The sequence below is a fragment of the Paenibacillus sp. LHD-117 genome, assembly GCF_030929555.1.
Taxonomy (GTDB): domain Bacteria; phylum Bacillota; class Bacilli; order Paenibacillales; family Paenibacillaceae; genus Pristimantibacillus.
Genome location: NZ_JAVFVT010000022.1, coordinates 80,742 through 99,936, shown reverse-complemented (window position 1 = coordinate 99,936; position 19,195 = coordinate 80,742). Strand labels below are relative to the sequence as shown.

The 19,195-nt window shown below is 58.1% G+C and carries 16 protein-coding genes and 1 pseudogene; 8 read left to right on the top strand and 9 right to left on the bottom strand.

Annotation, left to right across the window (positions count from 1 at the left end; all coding sequences use genetic code 11):
* Position 1: 1 nt before the first annotated feature.
* The 3 genes from RB620_RS18040 to RB620_RS18030 are packed head-to-tail and all read right to left on the bottom strand — an operon-like array spanning position 2 to position 3,004.
* Positions 2 to 610: a TVP38/TMEM64 family protein gene (locus tag RB620_RS18040; RefSeq protein ID WP_308096626.1), complete on the bottom strand. Its 609-nt coding sequence runs from the start codon at positions 608 to 610 to the stop codon at positions 2 to 4.
* Positions 607 to 1,782, bottom strand: coding sequence for an MFS transporter (locus tag RB620_RS18035; RefSeq protein ID WP_308096625.1), 1,176 nt, complete (start codon positions 1,780 to 1,782; stop codon positions 607 to 609). Before RB620_RS18035 ends, RB620_RS18040 begins: the two co-directional genes overlap by 4 nt.
* Positions 1,783 to 1,801: 19 nt before the next feature.
* Positions 1,802 to 3,004: an MGDG synthase family glycosyltransferase gene (locus tag RB620_RS18030; protein WP_308096623.1), complete on the bottom strand. Its 1,203-nt coding sequence runs from the start codon at positions 3,002 to 3,004 to the stop codon at positions 1,802 to 1,804.
* A gap of 137 nt (positions 3,005 to 3,141) precedes the next feature.
* Here RB620_RS18030 and RB620_RS18025 point away from each other — a divergent pair, with 137 nt between their 5' ends.
* On the top strand, positions 3,142 to 4,119 hold the full coding sequence (locus RB620_RS18025; protein ID WP_308096621.1) for an aldo/keto reductase: 978 nt from the start codon (positions 3,142 to 3,144) through the stop codon (positions 4,117 to 4,119).
* A gap of 778 nt (positions 4,120 to 4,897) precedes the next feature.
* On the opposite strand, the gene ilvA is transcribed toward RB620_RS18025, so the two are convergent.
* Positions 4,898 to 6,160: a threonine ammonia-lyase IlvA gene (ilvA, locus tag RB620_RS18020; RefSeq protein ID WP_308096619.1), complete on the bottom strand. Its 1,263-nt coding sequence runs from the start codon at positions 6,158 to 6,160 to the stop codon at positions 4,898 to 4,900.
* Between the two features lie 128 nt (positions 6,161 to 6,288).
* Between ilvA and RB620_RS18015 the strand changes: the two genes are divergently transcribed.
* Positions 6,289 to 6,837, top strand: coding sequence for a hypothetical protein (locus RB620_RS18015; RefSeq protein WP_308096617.1), 549 nt, complete (start codon positions 6,289 to 6,291; stop codon positions 6,835 to 6,837).
* Between the two features lie 307 nt (positions 6,838 to 7,144).
* On the opposite strand, the pseudogene RB620_RS18010 reads toward RB620_RS18015, so the two are convergent.
* The 3 genes and pseudogenes from RB620_RS18010 to RB620_RS18000 form a co-directional block, all read right to left on the bottom strand.
* Positions 7,145 to 8,875: pseudogene (locus RB620_RS18010) on the bottom strand (collagen-like protein); the annotation flags it as partial.
* Between the two features lie 377 nt (positions 8,876 to 9,252).
* Positions 9,253 to 9,543, bottom strand: coding sequence for a hypothetical protein (locus RB620_RS18005; RefSeq protein ID WP_308096613.1), 291 nt, complete (start codon positions 9,541 to 9,543; stop codon positions 9,253 to 9,255).
* A gap of 555 nt (positions 9,544 to 10,098) precedes the next feature.
* Positions 10,099 to 11,871: an exosporium glycoprotein BclB-related protein gene (locus RB620_RS18000; protein WP_308096611.1), complete on the bottom strand. Its 1,773-nt coding sequence runs from the start codon at positions 11,869 to 11,871 to the stop codon at positions 10,099 to 10,101.
* A gap of 341 nt (positions 11,872 to 12,212) precedes the next feature.
* On the opposite strand from RB620_RS18000, the gene RB620_RS17995 reads away from it, so the two are divergent.
* From RB620_RS17995 to RB620_RS17970, 6 genes are all read left to right on the top strand, one after another.
* A complete protein-coding gene (locus tag RB620_RS17995) occupies positions 12,213 to 13,013 on the top strand; it encodes a hypothetical protein (protein WP_308096609.1) in 801 nt (266 codons plus the stop codon).
* 42 nt (positions 13,014 to 13,055) lie between these two features.
* Entirely contained in the window at positions 13,056 to 13,502 is a 447-nt protein-coding gene (locus RB620_RS17990) for a flavodoxin (protein ID WP_308096607.1), read from the top strand.
* The gene (locus RB620_RS17985) at positions 13,493 to 14,218 is read left to right on the top strand and encodes a hypothetical protein (protein WP_308096605.1); all 726 of its coding nucleotides are present in this window, start codon (positions 13,493 to 13,495) and stop codon (positions 14,216 to 14,218) included. Before RB620_RS17990 ends, RB620_RS17985 begins: the two co-directional genes overlap by 10 nt.
* 327 nt (positions 14,219 to 14,545) lie before the next feature.
* Complete coding sequence (locus RB620_RS17980; protein WP_308096603.1) at positions 14,546 to 15,397, top strand: AraC family transcriptional regulator; 852 nt, start codon at positions 14,546 to 14,548, stop codon at positions 15,395 to 15,397.
* Positions 15,398 to 15,514: 117 nt separating this feature from the next.
* Positions 15,515 to 16,189 (top strand): SOS response-associated peptidase, encoded by a 675-nt coding sequence (locus RB620_RS17975; protein ID WP_308096601.1) that lies wholly within the window; start codon positions 15,515 to 15,517, stop codon positions 16,187 to 16,189.
* A gap of 86 nt (positions 16,190 to 16,275) precedes the next feature.
* Positions 16,276 to 16,548: a hypothetical protein gene (locus tag RB620_RS17970; protein WP_308096600.1), complete on the top strand. Its 273-nt coding sequence runs from the start codon at positions 16,276 to 16,278 to the stop codon at positions 16,546 to 16,548.
* A gap of 70 nt (positions 16,549 to 16,618) precedes the next feature.
* Here RB620_RS17970 and RB620_RS17965 read toward each other — a convergent pair whose 3' ends face one another.
* Complete coding sequence (locus RB620_RS17965; protein WP_308096598.1) at positions 16,619 to 17,617, bottom strand: electron transfer flavoprotein subunit alpha/FixB family protein; 999 nt, start codon at positions 17,615 to 17,617, stop codon at positions 16,619 to 16,621.
* A 445-nt stretch (positions 17,618 to 18,062) separates the two neighbouring features.
* Positions 18,063 to 18,878: an electron transfer flavoprotein subunit beta/FixA family protein gene (locus RB620_RS17960; protein ID WP_308096594.1), complete on the bottom strand. Its 816-nt coding sequence runs from the start codon at positions 18,876 to 18,878 to the stop codon at positions 18,063 to 18,065.
* Positions 18,879 to 19,195: the final 317 nt, after the last annotated feature.

The following is a 19,195-nucleotide window of genomic DNA, read 5'->3' as shown; positions in this document are numbered from 1 at the left end:
CCTAACCGTTAACCTGGTAGCGGCTCTCCAGACTCTTCCCGCCGAACCACATGACCAGCACCGCCGTGATGGACACGAAGATTCGCCAAGGCTCGTCGACCAGATTGCCGATATCGAAGCTGATAAGCGAAATGCAGAAAATCATGACCGCTTTGCCCAGTAGCGTGGCGAGCAGGAAGGTGTGGAACGGCACTCTGCTCAGGCCGGAAATGACGGTGATGACAACGGAAGGGGTGAAAGGGAAACAGGCGAGCAGGAACAAAGGGGTGAAGCCTCTGCGCTCCACCCAGTTGAAGAAACGTTCGGATTTCGGGAACCGCCGCATGAGCCTCTCTTTCACGTTCTTGCCAAGCGCGCGGCAGATGAAGAAGACGCAGATCGCGCCCGCGGATACCCCGACCCAAGAGAAGAGGAATCCGAAGCCGAGACCGTAGATGTTGGCATTGGCCGCGATAATGAGAATAAGCGGCAGGAACGGCAGGAACGACTCGATGAACGGAAGAAGAAGGCCCGGCAGCGGCCCGAACTGCGAATAACTTTCGAGCGTCCGCTGTATGCTGTCGATGTCCATGTTTTTGAGATGGTTGATCCAGTCTTGCAAAGTACTCATGTTTTAGCTCCAATCCCCTTCAATGACGCGTAGAATAGTCCAATTAGAGCGAAGATGACCGCGCTTGTCCAGAATACGGTCGATTCGCCGCCCCATAAGGCAAGCACGCCGCCGACGACGGGACCAATCATGACGCCGATCCCTTCGAACGTGGACAAGAGTCCCCAGCCTACGCCCTCTTGCTTAGGAGGTACGTACGCGGCGAGCAATGCGTTCCATGTGGGCAGAATCGTGGAGTACGACAAGCCGAGAATGATCGCGATACCTAAACAATACCAGAACGACAGACCCCATGCCAAGACGTACAATCCTAGGGCGAACGCGCCGAAGCCGATAACCAGGAACCATCTGCCGCCGCCAAGCTTATCCGACAGCTTGCCCATCGGAATAAGGCCGGCCACCGCGAATAACCCGCCGACGGTAAGCAGGATGGAATATTGGGTGCCGCTAAAGCCCAGTTCGTCGCTGGCGAAGTTTGGCAGGATCGGGATGAGCATACTGGCGGCCATCGTCTGGAGGATCATCCCAGGCAACAGCAGCTTCATCTTGTTCAGCCGGTCCTTCAATACGGCCACTTGACGTTTCAAGGGGATACGGGTAGTGCCGCTAAGCACCGTCTGCTTCCGCATGAAGAAGGACAACACGCAGGCGAGGACGGACAGCAGGATGAGCAGCAAGTAAGTCAGATCCGAACTATAGTCGAGCAAAATATTGCACACGATCGGCCCGCTGCCGAGCCCGAACAGCCAGATGGTATAGAGAAAACCCATCTGCGTGGCACGATGTTCTTCCGTCACTTTCGTCAGGCAGACAATCCAGATCGGAGACATGCCGATGCCGTAGATCGCAGAGGCGCCGATGAACATCCAGGGCACGTCGGCGAACTGCAGCGCATAGACGCCCGCAAGCGCGATTATCAGGCTGACCTGAACGACCAGTCTGGCGGAGAAACGGTCGAGCAAGTAGCCGATGGCGATTTTCAGAATCGTATCCGTAATATAGTGAGCGGAGATGGCCGCTCCGATGACGTCCGACGACAGTCCCAGCGTGTTCGCCCCATAGATGGGAAGCAGGCTGACGAGGACGGCTCCCCGGACGAATTCGACGATGAACATAACGATCGCGATGAGGCTCATTTCCGCCCCGAACCAACGTTTAGACTGAATAGGCACGTTTCGACTCCTTTGGCGATTAGAAGATTGAGGTTTGTTCCATTATACGCCTATTGGATATTATATCCAAAATAATCGATTGCGCTGCATTGGCGCCAGCCGGAATCGAACGATCGCCGCTTGGAGCGGGCGGAGCCTGAAGCTTCCGCATGCCGAGCCGGCTGATCCGCAGCTTATGCGGGTCGTGAACGAGCGCAAGCAGCTGGTCGGTCAGCGAATCCACGTCGTTCGCGATGAAGGCGGCTCCCTTGGAAGCGAGATAGAGGGCGTTCTGCTTCTCTTGTCCCGGCACCGGCCGGTAGATGAAGGTCGGAAGCTCCGTGGCGATCGCCTCGGCGAGCGTAATGCCGCCTGGCTTCGTCACCAGGCAGTCCGAGAGCGACATCAGCTCGTGAATCGAATGGATGAAGCCGTAGACATGCAGCCGGTCGCGGGCGGGATGCGATTCGAAATACTCGGGAAGCGCCGCGCGGAGTTCTTCGTTCCTGCCGCATACGGCGGCGATCTGGATATGGGGGTCTTGAAGCAGACGCTCGCACATATTCGGGATGTTCGGCATGACGCCTTGCGCGCCAGCCATCACGAGTACGGTAGGCCGATTCGGATTTAATCCGTATCGTTCATAGAGCTCTGGCGTCGCCGAAGCTGCGGCGAAGCCGCGTTTGAGCGGAATGCCGCTGACTTGTATGCCGCGGGCAGGGATGCCGAGGTGTCGCAGCTCGCGCCGCAAGTCGTCGGTTGCCACGTAATATCGATCCACGACGGGATGAACCCATCTGCGGTGAAGGTCGAAGTCGGTAATGACGGCGTAAGACGGAATCCTTCCGGCGCTTAGTTCTTTTTTGGCGGACTGCATGGCGTAAAGCGGGAAGGTGTAGATGACGGCGTCGGGGCGTTCCTGATCGAGCAGCTGCCGGATCTTGTGCCGTCCGAACGAGTGGAGCCAGCTGCCGAACAAGGAGTTGTGTTTCATCGGTTTCGTGACGTCGTACATCCAGCCGTAAAGGTAAGGTATATGCGTGTAGCTGCTGTGATAGAATCGGCGGGTCATCCCGTTCAGCCAAGGATGGGATTCCGCCATCAGGTCATAGAGGACCGTCCGGTCGTTGCCGTACTCTTCCATGGCGCTCTTCAAGGCGCGGGCAGCTTGAACATGTCCTTCCCCGTAAGAGGCGTATAGGATTAATAATTTCGGTTGCCGATAGTTAGATGGATGTAGCATGGGCACACCTCCTGTCCACAAGTGTAGCTGGTATTTGTAAAATCTAAGTGAACGCGGTTTGGATCCTTTATATTATTTTTGTATACTTACTGTAATATCCAAAATAATGATTCATGGCGAAGGAGCGATCATCTATCATGAAGTTTGCTTATCTGGGCCGTTCGGGCCTGCGGGTTAGCCGCCTATGTCTGGGAACGATGAATTTCGGAGTCGATACCGACGAATCGGAAGCCTTCCGAATCATGGATGCCGCGTTGGATGCGGGAATTAACTTTTTCGATACGGCGAATATTTATGGTTGGGGCGAGAACGCGGGCCGCACGGAAGAGATCATCGGCAAGTGGTTCAAGCAAGGAGGCGGCAGACGGGAGCGTACGGTGCTGGCTACTAAAGTGTATGGCGACATGCATGATACATATGACGGTCCGAACCGGGAGCAAGGGCTGTCGGCATACAAAATCCGGCGTCACCTCGAAGGTTCGCTGAAGCGGCTTCAAACCGATCATATCGAGCTGTACCAAATGCATCACGTGGATCGTAACGTCAATTGGAACGAGTTGTGGGGAGCGTTCCAGACTGCGCAGCTGCAGGGGAAGATCGGCTATGTCGGCTCCAGTAACTTCGCGGGCTGGGACATCGCCGTCGCACAAGGCGAGGCGAAGGCGCGCGGCGTGCTCGGGCTCGTATCGGAGCAGCACAAATACAATCTGTTATGCCGCTTGCCTGAGCTGGAAGTATTGCCGGCGTCACGGGCGCTTGGCCTGGGCGTCATTCCTTGGAGTCCGCTCGACGGCGGACTGCTTGCCGGCAACCATCGCCGGCAGGACGGCGGACGCCGAAGCGGGGATCAGAATAGGCTGGACAAGTACGGGAAGCAGCTTGAGGCATACGCGAAGCTATGCGACGAGCTCGGCGAACCGGAGGATCTGGTGTCGCTAGCATGGCTGCTCGCCAATCCGGCGGTCACGGCGCCGATCATCGGCGTGCGTACGCTTGACCAATTCGAGCGCTCGCTGCGCGCGGTCGAATTAGAACTCGACGAGTCGACGCTCACGCGGATCGACGAGATCTTCCCGGGGCCTGGCGGCGACGCGCCTAAGGCTTATGCTTGGTAAGAGGAGCGGGACATCCGCTTAGATAGGCGATGTGCGGCGATTGCGCTGGTCTAGGGAGCCCCCGCGTGTAAGAGCGGGAGAGTAGACTGGCGCGGAGGAGCGAGGCGCGAGCGCCGAACGTAGCTGCGTGCGGAGATTAAGTCGGCAGGACCGACTTAAACAGTCGAAAGTAACTGCGTGCGGAAATTTAAGTCGGCGGGACCGACTTAATAGTCGAAGGTAACTGCGTACGGAGATTAAGTCGGCGGGACCGACTTAATAGTCGAAAGTAACTGAGTGAGGAAATTTAAGTTGGCGGGACCGACTTAAATAGTCGAAAGTAACTGTGTGCGGAGATTTAAGTCGGTGGGACCGACTTAAACCCGCGTTTCGGGCGAAGTTACTGCAAATGTGCATCAATTGTTCGTGCCTCAGAGGCTGGAGAATCAAATTGCTGCGAATGTGCATCAATATTCCCGAAGCGGGACGTTACAGCTTCAAAAACGACTGAAAATGATGTAGATATGCAGCAATGAGTCAACTTGACTCGTTATCTGAAGGGAAATGATGCATATTTGCAGGACTGCCTCTTCAGCGTCGCTTCATAGCGAATTGGACAACTGTTTGATTTCCTCGCGGTTGATAATAGTAGACAACACATACTCAAGTAAAAAAGCCCCGGGGAGGTGGAAGATCCACACACCCGGAGGCTTGAAGGCCGGTTAAAGTCGGAGGAACCGATAATGTAACATTCGTCAGCTGCCCCACTCGGAGGCGCAGTAGGCACACTGAAATCCGATCAAATAAGCAAGTTGAACAGAACGGGATCCTTGTTCAGCTCGAGAAATTGAAAGCCTTTTTTCGTCATTCTTTCGACGAGCGGCTCGTAATCCTCCCGATGCTTCAGCTCGATGCCGACGAGAGCCGGGCCGTTGTCCTTGTTCGATTTTTTCGTATATTCGAAGCGAGTGATATCGTCGTTCGGTCCCAGCACTTGGTCGAGGAACTCGCGAAGCGCTCCCGCGCGCTGCGGGAAGCTGACCATAAAATAATGTTTATACCCTTCATAGATCAACGATCGTTCTTTGATCTCCTGCATACGGTCCACGTCATTGTTGCCGCCGCTGACGACGCAAACCACGTTCTTGCCCGCGATTTGGTCGCGGTACGCGTCAAGCGCGGCGATCGGGAGCGCTCCGGCGGGCTCGGCGACGATCGCGTTCTCGTTGTAGAGATCGAGCATCGTTGTGCAAATTTTGCCCTCGGGTACCGTGATGACGTCGTCGAGCAGGTCGCGGCAGATCGAGAACGTCAAGTCGCCAATCCGCTTCACGGCCGCCCCGTCCACGAATTTGTCGATCTGATCGAGAGCGATGACTTCGCCTGCGTCGAGCGACACGCGGAGAGAAGGGGCCCCTTCCGGTTCGACGCCGACGATTTGGGTGGTCGGGGAGACGATTTTAATATATGAAGCGACACCTGCAGCCAGGCCACCGCCGCCAACCGTGACGAAGATGTAGTCGGGTGCGGACTCCGCTTTCTCCATGAGCTCTTGGCCGACGGTTCCGTTGCCCGCGATGATTTTGCGATCGTCGAAGGGGTGGATGAATGCCATGCCGCTGCGCTTGCTCTCCGCCGTCGCTTCCGCGTATGCATCGTCGAAGGTGTCGCCGGTCAGAATGACTTCGACTTGGTCGCCGCCGAAGAAGGAGACTTGTTTGACCTTTTGGCGCGGGGTGGTGCTGGGCATATAGATTTTGCCGGGAATGCCGAGCGTTTGGCAGGAATAAGCGACACCTTGGGCGTGATTGCCGGCGCTGGCGCATACAACGCCCTTGGCTACATCTTCTGGAGCAAGGGAGCGCATGAGATGATAGGCTCCTCTTATTTTGAACGAACGGACGATTTGAAGATCCTCGCGTTTCAGCCATACTTGGCAGTTGTATCTCTCGGATAAAACGCGGTTGTATTGGAGGGGCGTGCGGACGATGACATCTTTCAGATGCATGTGCGCTTGCACGATTTCTTCCAGACCGATGCGGTGCAGGGATTGGGTACTCATATCGAACAGAACCTTCCTTCTAGCTTCTAAATAATAAATGGGATATTCCTAAGTATGATAGTTGTGAACCATTATACCACTTTGATGAGCAGAATGGGCGAGAGAATGGGGAGGGGAGGGTGGAAATCATGGGAAAGCTCGTAAGAAGGCTGCTATTGGCGATTGTGTTCTTGATTCTGTTAATCGTTGGGGCTGGCTGGTGGGTGCTTTCGTATGTCGCTCCGGACCAGGAGCTGGACTTGTCCTATCAGACGATCGACGTTCGCGAGAAAGCGACCGATATGGTAAAGCGGCTAAAGCCGGAGCTTGTGTTGACCGAAGCGGACATAAACCATTTGATCAAAATGAATCTCAGTCCGGACATCGCGGATCATGTCATGGTGGACGGAGCTAATTTCTCGTTGGAGAAGGACAGGCTGATCGCGGACATGAACGTGACATACCGGGATCGTATCCCCATGGCTGTCCAAGCCGAATACCGATTGGAGTGGCAGGATCCGAATATTGCGCTTAGACCGCAATCGCTCAAAGTAAAGGATATCGAGTTGCCCGTCGATCTACTGGATACGATCATCGTTCCGCTTGATCTTCCGACGGGGAATGTGGTCGAGGTGAAGGATGTCCGGTTCGAAGCGGATGCGATTCGGGTTTTATTCAAACTAAATATCTCTTTCTAACAAGGTGAAACGGCTGTCGCCGTCCTTTGGCGGCGCAGCGCGTTTCATTCCGAGAAATATAGAGAAAGTATCGCGAAATCACATACTTTCCTATATTTCAAAGAAGAACCCTTCTCATTCCCTTTCGGGATGGAAGGGTTCGTTTCGTTAGTCGGACATTTCGTAACAATTGCTTGGGTAAACACGCTTGTTTCGTCGCCAGCCTTTTTAGCATCATTCCGTGGTACACCCCAGAATCCCTAATATAACCCTAGGTTTTCACAATAATCGTTCTAAAGGGTGTACTTCAGTGCAAGGCCAAGCTTAATTATAAGCTTTCGGCGATGAGGTGCATGGACCAAGTAATCGGCGCGCCGGCCCCGCCAAGCGTCAAGGCGACGGTTAAACCGTCTGCTACATAGAACAAGCCGATTTCATCGCCAAAATCAAGTTCTACGTCCCCTGCAAGCGTAACTGTTCCGTTGCCAAGAATTGTGCGTACGGTTAGAACCAATGCAATACTTGTATTCAAAAGGGGGATCAACCCGGATACGAGTTCTTGAGAATCCCCGATACGTTGGACGATAAAAGCTGGATCTCCTGCTCCTAATTGAACCGTAACCGCTGCAAGAGTAGAGTAACTAATCGTTGCTGCGATCGCATATCTGCCTGTTACCGGAACGGTGTAGGTTCCTGTAGCAGCGTCAAAGTCAAGCGGATCAGAGTAATACGGCGGAGTAACTAGCCAAGTGCCTAATTGTTCGCTGGCCGTCACGGCTGCCGGAGCGCGAGTCGCAGAGAATCCAAGTCCACCGGGAAATTCACCAGTTGGTCCGGATGGTCCTGTTGGTCCAGTTGGTCCGGTAGCGCCGTCAGCGCCAGTCGGTCCAGTTGGACCCGTAACGCCTGGGAACAGATTTTCGATACGAACGATCGCAGATCCTTCGGTTACCACAATATCCAATGTGTCGGATTCAAGGATCAGATTTTCTCCAACTTCAACCGTAGCGGAACCGGTTGGTCCGATGACGTTAAAGAGTACACCTTCGAATGTCGGACCCGTCGGTCCCGTCGGTCCAGTTGGTCCAGTCGGTCCGGTCGGTCCGGTCGGTCCAGTCGCGCCGTCCGCGCCGGTATCGCCAGTCGGTCCTGTTGGTCCAGTCGGTCCAGTCGGTCCAGTCGCACCATCCGCGCCAGTCGCACCATCAGCGCCAGTCGGCCCCGTCGGTCCAGTCGGTCCGGTCGCGCCGTCCGCGCCAGTCGCACCATCAGCGCCAGTCGGCCCAGTCGGCCCCGTCGGTCCGGTCGGTCCCGTCGCGCCGTCCGCGCCAGTCGGTCCTGTCGGTCCAGTTGGTCCAGTTGCGCCAGTCGCGCCAGTCGCACCATCAGCGCCAGTCGGCCCTGTCGGTCCAGTCGGTCCGGTCGCGCCAGTCGCACCATCCGCGCCAGTCGGCCCGGTCGGTCCAGTCGCGCCGTCAGCACCAGTCGCGCCAGTCGCTCCAGTTGGTCCGGTCGGTCCAGTCGCGCCGTCAGCACCAGTCGCGCCAGTCGCGCCAGTCGCACCAGTCGCGCCGTCAGCGCCAGTCGCGCCAGTCGCGCCAGTCGCACCAGTCGCGCCGTCAGCGCCAGTCGCGCCAGTCGCGCCAGTCGCACCAGTCGCGCCGTCAGCGCCAGTCGCGCCAGTCGGCCCAGTCGGTCCGGTCGCGCCGTCAGCACCCGTCGCACCAGTCGCGCCAGTCGCACCAGTAGCGCCGTCAGCGCCAGTCGGCCCAGTCGGTCCGGTCGCGCCGTCAGCACCCGTCGCTCCAGTCGCTCCAGTCGCACCAGTCGCGCCGTCAGTGCCAGTCGCGCCAGTCGGCCCAGTCGGTCCGGTCGCGCCGTCAGCACCAGTCGCGCCAGTCGCACCAGTCGCGCCGTCAGCGCCAGTCGCACCAGTCGCTCCAGTCGGCCCAGTCGGTCCGGTCGCGCCGTCAGCACCAGTCGCTCCAGTCGGTCCCGTCGCACCGTAAGCACCAGTCGCTCCATCCGCTCCAGTCGCCCCGGTCGCACCCGTCACGCCGTCCTCTCCAGTCGCCCCGGTCGCACCCGTAGCGCCGTCCTCTCCAGTTGCCCCGGTCGCGCCCGTAGCGCCATCCTCTCCAGTTGCCCCGGTCGCACCGGTCGCGCCCGTAGCGCCATCCTCTCCAGTTGCCCCGGTCGCCCCGGTCGCGCCAGTAGCGCCATCCTCACCAGTTGCTCCGGTCGCCCCGGTCGCGCCCGTAGCGCCATCCTCACCAGTTGCTCCAGTCGCACCCGTCGCACCAGTAGCCCCTGTTGCGCCCGTCGCGCCCGGGGACGTGTTTTCAATTCGAACGACAGCGGATCCTTCAGTTACTACGATATCCAATGTATCGGATTCAAAAATCAGGTTATCTCCAACTTCAACCGTAGCGAAACCTACTTCTCCAATAACGTTAAAGAGAACCCCTTCGACTGTTCCTGTCGGACCTGTCGCTCCTGTTGCGCCAGTCGCGCCTCTTGCACCCGGCGCACCAGGCGCTCCAGGTGCTCCAGGCGCTCCAGGTGCTCCAGGCGCTCCCGGTACTCCCGGTGCTCCCGGTGCGCCTTGTGCGCCTTGTGCGCCAGTCGCGCCTCTTGCCCCAGGTGCACCAGGTGCCCCGGGATCGCCTGTACGTCCTCTTCTTCCGTCTTCGCCTCTTTCGCCTCTTTTGCCATCATCGCCGTCATCGCCGCGTTTCCCGCGTCTCCCGCGTTCCCCGCGTTCCCCGGTCGCGCCGGTTGCCCCCGTCGGTCCCGTTGGACCACATGGCCCCCTTAGCCCCCTTGGGCCCCGTGGCCCGATCGGACCTCTGCACTTTTTGATAACCGTGATTTTTTTGCATTTCTTCTTTTTCTTCAAGCAACGTTTCTTTTTATCGCCGTGTTTGCGATGGGAACTAGCGTGGACGGTGATCGATTTCTTTTTATACTTCGATTTCTTGTTTACTAGTTTAATTAGTATCGTTCGCCTAGTTGGCTTTTCCAGAAGAAGCACCTCCTTAATAAAACTTCTTCATAGTACGGTAAGTGTCACGGTTCTGTATGTGCGTTTAGGAAGAAATCTCATATTTTTCCAACCATTTCGCAAAAATGTGCTAATGCGGATAGGCTTTTGCAGAGGTTGTCTTATTGTCCTGTTGGCGTTAAGCATCCGGTATAGCAGCGCAGGATTGACAAGCGGGGTTGCAAACGAGTACCAAGCCATATCCGAAAATATGGCTTGGTTTGTATGGTTTGAATGGGCTACACAATCGTAATACCGGCGCTGCCGTAGCCGGCAACGGTGTTGAGGAGACTGGCCCCTCTCGAGGTGATCGAGAAAACCATGAGCAATCGGGTTCCCGTGCTGACAGGGATAGCCAAGCCTTCCAAACTTTCGTCGCTTATCTCGCCAAGCGATAAGATTCCGGTCAGGGCAGGGGAGAGGGTCACGTTTGTTCCGGGTATTGCCGTGAAAATATTATCAGGCGTTGTCGAGCTGAAAAGCTGGGCGTGTACGGAAACGGTGGAATTGACCAGCGCGAGTGAGATTGTCGTGCTGAAGTAAGCGACAACCGACGTAATGATCCCGTCGCGAGGAACGGAGAAAGCGAAGTTCAATAACGTTCCGCCCGCTCCGGTGAGGTCAATGGTATTACCGAGCAGCAAGGCTGTCGGCGCACTGCTTCCGAATCCGACAAGTCCCACGGTGGAAGCCAATCCGTCTAACGCGGAAGATAGCGCGATCGGCATTCCGGACGAGAACGGAATGATGGATCCGGCAGCTGCCGCACCCGTGGCGCCCGTCGCTCCGTCGGTGCCAGTCGCACCAGTCGCACCGGTCGCGCCGGTTACGCCAGCCGCTCCGTCTGCTCCCGCAGTTCCCGTTGCCCCGGTAGCCCCCGTCGCTCCGTCGGTGCCAGTCGCACCAGTCGCACCGGTCGTGCCGGTTACGCCAGCCGCTCCGTCCGCGCCCGAAGCTCCCGTTGCCCCGGTGGCCCCCGTCGAGCCAGTCGCGCCAGTTGCACCGGTCGCACCGTCAGCGCCTGTCGTACCGGTTGCGCCTGCCGCTCCGTCTGCACCCGCAGCCCCCGTTGCCCCAGTGGCCCCTGTCGAGCCAGTCGAGCCAGTCGAGCCAGTCGCACCGGTCGCACCGGTCGCACCGGTTGCGCCAGTAGCACCGGCCGTGCCAGCTACGCCGGCAACACCGACAGATCCAGGAGCGCCAGTTGCGCCAGTTGCGCCGGTTGCACCGATCGGCCCTTGCGCGCCTTGCGGCCCTTGCTGTCCGGCAAGTCCTTGAATGCCTTGCAGCCCCGCGTCGCCCTGTGGTCCTTGCGGACCGACGGGGCCTTGCGGTCCAAGAGCGCCCGTTGCGCCGGTGGCGCCTGTGGCTCCGTTGTTGCCCAGCGGCCCTTGCGGTCCGGCCGGCCCTTGCAAGCCGGTCGCACCAGTGGCGCCGGTGGCGCCGATTAGGCCCCGAATGCCCTGAGGCCCCTGAGGTCCGATCGGACCTGCGTTGCCCTGCGGCCCTTGCGGGCCATCGGGTCCTTGCGGTCCTTGCGGTCCGATCGCCCCTTGCGGTCCGGCCGGACCTTGCTCACCCAGGAAGCCTTGCGGTCCTTGCGGCCCTATGCCGCCTTGCGTGCCCTGCGGTCCTTGCGGTCCAACCGGTCCTTGAGCTCCGGTTGCGCCAGTCGGTCCCATCGGTCCGGGAGGCCCGCCCGACGGTCCTGTCGGGCCCATCGCTCCAACCGGCCCTGCCGGCCCCATCGGTCCCGCCGATCCCGCCGATCCTCGCGGTCCCATCGGTCCTACCGGCCCCATCGGCCCGGGTTCTCCGGGATGCCCGCGTTTGCCGCGGTCGCCGTCGTCGCCTTTTTTGCCCCGTTCGCCCTGCGGTCCAATCGGTCCGTTCTCGCCGGCAGCGCCCGTCGGTCCAGTCGGCCCGATGAAGTTGTCGCTATTGCGAAGAAACTCGTTCTGCTGGCGTCTTGTGGCCGCGGAATTTTGAACGATAATTCGTTTCTTGCGCAACTTGCTGCCTTTTTTGTCGTTCTTTTTATGTTTTGCGGATTTGCCGCCGCTGTATGTGCTGACGAAGACGAGCAGTTTCTTCGCAGGACGGCGTCTTTTTTTCGAATTTGAGTAGTCCAGTTTGAGCACCTCCTTGTGGTTTATTTATCTTACGGCAGAGTGGGCATGGGTGATTGGGTGCGGAGGCTCCAGCGGATAGGCTCGTGACCATTTTTCGAAAAATGGGCGAAAACTGGACATCCTTCGTCAATGATTCGGGCACCAAGGATTGACAGATAAACTGAGAATCGTTATCATAAATACGAAAGTGATAATCATTATCAACATTAAGGAGACTCAAGATGCGAACGGATACCCAAAAACCGTGGAACTGGCTGCTGTTCCCGTTCTCGTCGGTGAAAGCAACCCCATATGGCGTGTATGCGGGCTCTGTCGGATACGGCGTATATGAAATAGATGGAAACGCCAATTGGGATAAGCTCGGCCATGGGCTGCCGGACTCGGCGAATATTCATCGGCTGCAGCTTCAGCATGAATTGCTGCATGCGTGCACGAGCAAGGGATTGTACGAATGGATGGGGGAGCATTGGGAGAACGATGGCCTGTCGCTGCCGTGTTACCAGTACCGCAATATCGGGGGCGCCCGTTATGCGGCTACAGACAACGGGCTCTGGATTCGCACAGGAGCCAAATGGGGGCTGCTTGCCTGCGAAGGGAAACGGATCTACGATTTTATAAACTTGCCTCAATATATGATTGTCGGCCATGAGTCCGGCATCTCGCTCTACGACAGGTTCATGGATGAATGGGCGGAGTTCGAATTATCCCGCCGAATTAGCAGTCTAGCGGTGTTCCGTGGACATCTGATCGGCGCGAGCGACCAAGGGGAGTTGTTCGTCGGCGACAAAAAGGGAAGATTCGACCGGATTTCGTTCGGCGGGAAGTTCATATTCTCCGTGACGACCAAAGGCAAAGAAGTATATGTCTGCACCGACCAAGGGGTATTCACGCTTGCCTTTATCGCGGACCGAATTGTCCTGATGTCCGTGAAGCTGGGATTCCCCGTAACGGATGTCGATGTGGAGGGCGATCGTTTGTACATGGCGACGCTGTTCCAAGGCGTGCAATCCATAGATATATAGAAGAGAAACGAATAACGGGAGCATAACGGAAGGAGCGGACGAATGCCGAAAGTGATCGTTCTGTATACGAGTTTGACGGGCAATACGGAGGAGATGGCGGAAGCAATCGCGCAAGGCGCGAAGGAAACGGGGCTGGACGTCGTTTGCAAGGAAGCCTACGACGCGAAGCCGGAGGAGCTTATGGAGTACGACGGTATTCTGATCGGCGCTTACACATGGGGAGACGGAGAATTGCCGGATGAGTTCCTCGATTTCTACGAAGAGATGGACGGACTGGATTTGACCGGCAAGCAAGCGGCGGCATTCGGCTCCGGCGATACAAGCTACCCTGTTTATTGCGGCGCGGTGGATATCATTGAGAACAAGCTGCGCGAGCTCGGAGCCGCGATCGTCTGCGACAGCTTGAAATTCGAGTACAACGCCTCGGACGAAGAGAAGGAGCAAGGCAAGCGCATGGGCCGTGCGGTGGCGGGTGTGCTGTGCAGCTGATCGCTCCGCTCATTCGGCTCGAGGATCACAAGATCGAACGGATGCTGCGCGGCGCAGGTCCCGGCATGGATAAGCGCTCCGAGGCAGCGAAAGCGAATAAGGCGTCCGGCGACTGGAGACATCTCGCCTTGCAATCCGCTTGCTTGAGCGCTTCTGACCTCTGCCTGCTGCCGGACAAGGAGCGGACGGAAGAGCGGGTAGCGCTGGCCGTCATGGACAGGTGGACCAATCGCCACTACCGGTTCCATTCGGCGGAGCATTTCCTGCAAATCCGGCAAGAGGTGATCTCCCGGCTGCAGGCGTATTTCGTACATGAGCCTTGCGCCGGAACGCTAATGGTGCGCTTCGAGCCGTTTACGGTTTACGTGGAGGAGCTGGATATGGAGCTTTCGCAATATTTTCACCTGATCTATTCGGAGGGGGAGAGCGGCGAATGCTCCTACACCGTGCAGAAGCTGGTCGCGGATCGGGACGGAGAAGCGATGGAGCTGTACCGGCATATGACGACGGTGTTCTGCCGCAGCGCGTTCGGCCGGCTGCCGTCTTCTATTGAAGCGCTGCTGCCGCTTGGCGGCGGGCGCATCCGCTGGACGCCCGACGAGAGCTCCTGGCGGGAATCCCTCGATTATTTGCGTCTTGTGAAGACGATGCTGGCCGGCGGCGAACAAGACGCAGCGATGGAGGATGGGCGGGGCATGCCGAGCTTCGCGACGTGAATCTCCACCCCTCGATTTCCTACGGGAAGGCGGGGGGTGTTTTTTGTTTTTCTAACAATTCCAGTTCGTGTTCAAAAAGTCCAGTTTTTAGCACCGAGAAGGTTGAAAGAAGCTAGGAAATGAGGAGCGGAGCGTAGCTGGAGGCTACGTGAGCACCGGAAGTTCTGGCTGAATTCAAGATTCGATGTCGAATAGGCTGCCTGAAATACTTCGTGATCAAAATTGGACTTTTTTGAACAACCTCTTCTAGACAATCCATGAGCGAATCAAGTAACATGTCAGTATTCATGGGAAATGGTACTTTCGATGCCTCGAGGAGAGATCAGCTTGTCAGACGATTTATTAGTCACGTTCCGTTCGCCGCCGCTGCCTTATTTTATTGAATCCAACCGCACAACTTACCAGCCCGGGGACGAACATCCCAACCGTACGAATCTGGGCGTTTTCGACATGCTCTTCGTGAACGAGGGAACGCTCCACGTCGCGGAAGAAAATAATAAGTGGTCGCTGACCCCCGGCGACGCGCTTATTCTGAGGCCGGACCGCTGGCATTACGCTTTTAAACCTTGCACGGAGGTAACCGTGTTCGATTGGGTGCATTTCCAAGCCGCGGGCGCATGGGAAGAGACGAGCTCCGGCCAGCCGGGCACGCTGCGCGGCGATTATTATACGTACGCTATTCGGGTGCCGAAGCGCATGAAGCTGACCTATCCCGATGAAGCCAAGCTCATCTTCTCGCAGCTGCACGATGCGGCCAAAAGCTCTTCGCACGGCGCCTTCTGGGATCGTCAGCAGCGTTTCCTTCATTTGCTGCAGATGATGGACGAAGGGTGGAGATCGGATGCGGCCAAAGCCGCGGTATCCATCGCGGAGCGGGCAGCCGCTTATTTGAAGCTGAACTATCGGAGCACCATCAGCAATTCGATGCTGAGCGAGGTGCTGGAGCTGCATACCAACTACATCACGCGCTGCATGGCGGAGGTGTTCGGCTGTACGCCTCAGCAATATTTGCTTTATTACAGACTGGACCAAGCGAAGCTGCTGCTCATCAAAACCGATTGGACCATCGCACGCATCGCGGAAGAGACGGGGTTCCGGCAGACGCCGCATTTCTCCAGGCTGTTCGCCGCGCATACCGGCATGCCGCCTTTGAAATTCCGCAAGCGCTTTACCACGTAAATCGATTACGGCATGAATCGTTTACGGAGCGAATTGCCGGGATTGCGTATAATTTCCATTCGCTTAACAAAAACTGGATTCATTAACGTAGGTGCATCTAGTGAAGGAGCGAATGCGATGATTGAACGGTTTTCGTTAACGGCGGAGATTGGCGAGCTGATGGAGAAATTCGACGTGCGCAAGGTGATGAAGGGACATACGGGCCGCTTCAACATTACGCCGACCCAGAACGTATCCATCATTATGAACGATAGGCATGACCTGCGCGTGCTGCAGGAATCGAGATGGGGGCTGTTCCCGTTCTGGGCGAAGGATTCGGTCAATACCGATTACCAGACATTGGGAGATAAGCCATTCTTGGCGCGCATGCTGAAGCGTCAAAGATGCGTCATTCCCTGCAGCGGGTTCTACGGCCAGAAGAAGTTCGGCCAGGAGCGCGATCCGCGCGCGATGCACACAATCGTGCCGAACCAACCGTTGCTCGGCATAGCCGGCATCTATGATTGCTGGCGGCATGTGAACGGCAAGGAGGTTCGCGCCTTCACCATGTTAACCGCGGCTTCCTCCGGCGCCATGTCCGTCTGGCAGCCGCGCGTGCCGGTCGTCCTCGACGAAGAGGGGATCGAAGATTGGCTCGATCCAAAGCTGACGGAATTCAATCGGGTGCGCAAACATCTGGAGGCGATGGAGAGCTACTTGATGCGTTCCTATCCCGTCACGAATGCGGTCCGCGACGAATTGTACGAATCGCCGGACTGCGTCATGGAAATCCGGATGCCGGATTTCGCGTAGTGGACTAAGAAGCGCGAAGCCAAGCCAGGCTTCGGCGGCTCGCGCGGGGAGTTGAAGTCGGCGAGACCGATAAAGTCGATTCGAATGTGGCCGATGGCGGCTGGTTTGTCGGCGAGACCGACAAAGTCGATCAGAAACGGCCCGAAACCGGTCAGTTTGTCGGCGAGACCGATAAAGTCGATTCGAAACGGCCCGAAATCGGCCAGTTTGTCGGCGGGACCGACTTAAAAGCTCCGAAAGTCGGCGAGAGGTGTGTTAAAGCAAAAAAAAGGGCAGCCAACGGGTCATTGTTTCTTAACCCGTTGGTTGCCCTGTTTTGTTATGCAGCAGCGTATGAGGAATGTTTTGTAACGGTGTGAATTAGTCCAACTGCTGAGCGTTTGAGCTTGAGCTTGAAGGAAACGGTCACTCCTGTAGGCACAAGTCGCTTCAGCCCGCCGATCGGGTGCGGAGCACTTCGGCGGTTAGCATCGGAACGACTTCGAACAAGTCGCCGACGATGCCGTAGTCCGCGATGCCGAAAATGGGAGCATCGGGGTCTTTGTTGATGGCGACGATGGTCCGCGACTGGCTCATGCCGGCCAGATGCTGAATCGCGCCGCTAATGCCGCAGGCGATGTACAGCTGCGGCGTGACGACCTTGCCCGTCTGCCCGATCTGGAGGGCATAGTCGCAGTAGCCGGCGTCGCAAGCGGCGCGCGAAGCGCCGACCGCGCCGCCGAGCGCCGTCGCCAGCGCCTGCAGCGGCTCGAAGCCCGCCGCGCTGCGCACGCCTCTGCCGCCCGATACGACGATGTCGGCTTCGGCGAGGTCGATTCCTCCGGCGGTGCGGCGAACGACGCCGCGCACCGCCGTCACCAGCGGCGGCACCGTGAACGCTAGCCCGGTGACCGTGCCGCTTCTGCCGCCGGCTTCCAGCGGCTCAGCCGGCGGCAAGTTGTTCGGGCGCACTGTGACGATCCACGGATGGCCCGGCTCGAAGCAGCGCCGCTCGAACGCCTTGCCGGCGTAGAGCGGGCGGATGAACCCGACGCTGTCGCCGCCCTCCGCCGGCTCGATGGCGATGACGTCGGCGATGTGCCCGGCGCCGCGTGCTGCGGCAACGCGCGGCGCAAGCTCGCGTCCCGCCGCGGTATGGCCAAGCAGCAGCGCGTCCGGTTGGACCGTCGCCATCGCTGCGCCCAGTACGGCTGCGTACGTCTCAGGCGCATAGCTCAGCAGGACTGGATCGTCGGCGATATGCACGACGTCCGCGCCCCTCGCGATCAGCGCGTCGGCGTCCTCCGCCGCTCCGCCGGAGCAGGCGATGACGGCATGGACGGCGCCATCTTCGCCCGCGAGAAGCCTGGCTGCGCCGAGCGCCTCCAGCGCAACGCGGCGCAATGCGCCGTCTCGGCGCTCCGCATAGATCAATATCGTTCTGCTCATATCTCGTAACTCCTCTCTGTCATAGTCCACCTACAATATTGCAACTGGAGACGCGATGCTGGTTCGACACTAGCGATTTTATGTTACGCCGCATCGACGCCGCATTTCTTCACTTAACGGACCACAGCGCCGCTATTTGGCGTCCATTAGGGCATTTCAAAACGTAACGGACTGCAGGAGCGTTATTTGCCCAATAAACAGCTTCAAACTCATCAAAAGTTCGAAATAACGGCATATGGGTCCGTTAGCTTTCAAAGTGGTCTCATTTTGCACGAATAGCGTCTTCTGCGTCCGTTAGGCGGATTCCCGGTCCGCAAGTGGAAGCTCAGTCCGCAAGCGGAGCCGCCTACGACCGGTTTCTTCGGACGGTTTTCCCCCGTTTTTCGAACGCTGCGGCATGAACGAGCCCTCGGGAGGGCGGAAGCCGCTTAGAATCGCCTCGCCGTTACAGCACCTTCGCCTCATCTTGAAGCAGCTTCACGAGTCCGAATGCCTGCTCCGCCGCCGAGCCGCCGATTCGTTTCCCCGCCGCGCGGGGCGGGGGAGGGTAGAGGTGGGTCCGGCGGGTGCGAATCGACGCGATCGCGTCGTCCTCGTTCAAGCCGATCTCGTCCAGCGCGACGATCCGAAGCGGCTTGCGCTTCGCCTTCATGATGCCCGGCAGCGACGGGTAACGCGGTTCGTTCAATCCTTGCTGCGCCGTGATTAACGCGGGCAGCGGCAGGGCGACCGTCTCGGTATCGCCTTCGACGTCTCGCTCCACGAGCGCATACGCGGCCGCGCCTCCGATCGGATCTACGCCGAGCTCCGCCGCGCTGCCGACGGCGAGCTTCACGGCGGCCGAGGCGTGAGGCAGCCCAAGCCGCTCGGCGACCTGCAAAGCGACGCTGCCTGAACCGCTGTCGACGGCGAACAGGCCGGCTAGGAGCAGATCGGGGGCGAGCGGGGCAATGACGGCGGCGAGCGCCGCGGATAGCAGATGGCTATCGGCCTCGAGCCCCGCGGAATCGATCCGGATCGCCTCGTCGGCGCCTACCGCGAGCGCCGTACGAAGCGATTCCTGCGCGCGTTCGGGCCCGCATGTCACGACAACGACGTTGCCGCCGACGCGTTCCTTGAGCCGCAGCGCTTCCTCAAGCGCGTATTCGTCGTAGGGATTGATGACCAGCTTGGCATCCCGTTCCTCGACGCCTTGCGGCGTAACGGTTATTTTCTCCTCGGTGTCGAAGGTTTGTTTGAGAAGCACGACGATGGTTTGCATAGAAACCTCCCTTGTTAGCTGTAGTTTCGGTCTTGCCTAACTGCGCGAATTGACTGTCCATCAGTGCTACCATATGACGGGAGCCCCTCCTTTAGACCGCTTGCGGCAATGGCGAAAAAAGCATGTTCGCCGCTTCCCGTTCATATAATTGGAGCACCGAGATTATTTATGAAAGCGCTTTAAAAGCTTGTCCAAACTAATCGCGCGATGGGCAGGCGAATGGGTCGTCTCGTTTTGGGGCTGGCGTAACGAGGGGCGGGGCGTAGATTCAAAACGGTTGACAAGGGAGGGCTGGATGGTGGCATGGCTATGGACGA

Bases quoted from the DNA above. Each gene is read 5' to 3' on its own strand.
- RB620_RS18040 (WP_308096626.1), bottom strand. From the start codon at position 610: ATGAGTACTTTGCAAGACTGGATCAACCATCTCAAAAACATGGACATC.
- RB620_RS18030 (WP_308096623.1), bottom strand. From the start codon at position 3,004: ATGCTACATCCATCTAACTATCGGCAACCGAAATTATTAATCCTATAC.
- RB620_RS18025 (WP_308096621.1), top strand. From the start codon at position 3,142: ATGAAGTTTGCTTATCTGGGCCGTTCGGGCCTGCGGGTTAGCCGCCTA.
- ilvA (WP_308096619.1), bottom strand. From the start codon at position 6,160: ATGAGTACCCAATCCCTGCACCGCATCGGTCTGGAAGAAATCGTGCAA.
- RB620_RS18015 (WP_308096617.1), top strand. From the start codon at position 6,289: ATGGGAAAGCTCGTAAGAAGGCTGCTATTGGCGATTGTGTTCTTGATT.
- RB620_RS18005 (WP_308096613.1), bottom strand. From the start codon at position 9,543: ATGACGGCGATGATGGCAAAAGAGGCGAAAGAGGCGAAGACGGAAGAA.
- RB620_RS17995 (WP_308096609.1), top strand. From the start codon at position 12,213: ATGCGAACGGATACCCAAAAACCGTGGAACTGGCTGCTGTTCCCGTTC.
- RB620_RS17990 (WP_308096607.1), top strand. From the start codon at position 13,056: ATGCCGAAAGTGATCGTTCTGTATACGAGTTTGACGGGCAATACGGAG.
- RB620_RS17975 (WP_308096601.1), top strand. From the start codon at position 15,515: ATGATTGAACGGTTTTCGTTAACGGCGGAGATTGGCGAGCTGATGGAG.
- RB620_RS17965 (WP_308096598.1), bottom strand. From the start codon at position 17,617: ATGAGCAGAACGATATTGATCTATGCGGAGCGCCGAGACGGCGCATTG.
- RB620_RS17960 (WP_308096594.1), bottom strand. From the start codon at position 18,878: ATGCAAACCATCGTCGTGCTTCTCAAACAAACCTTCGACACCGAGGAG.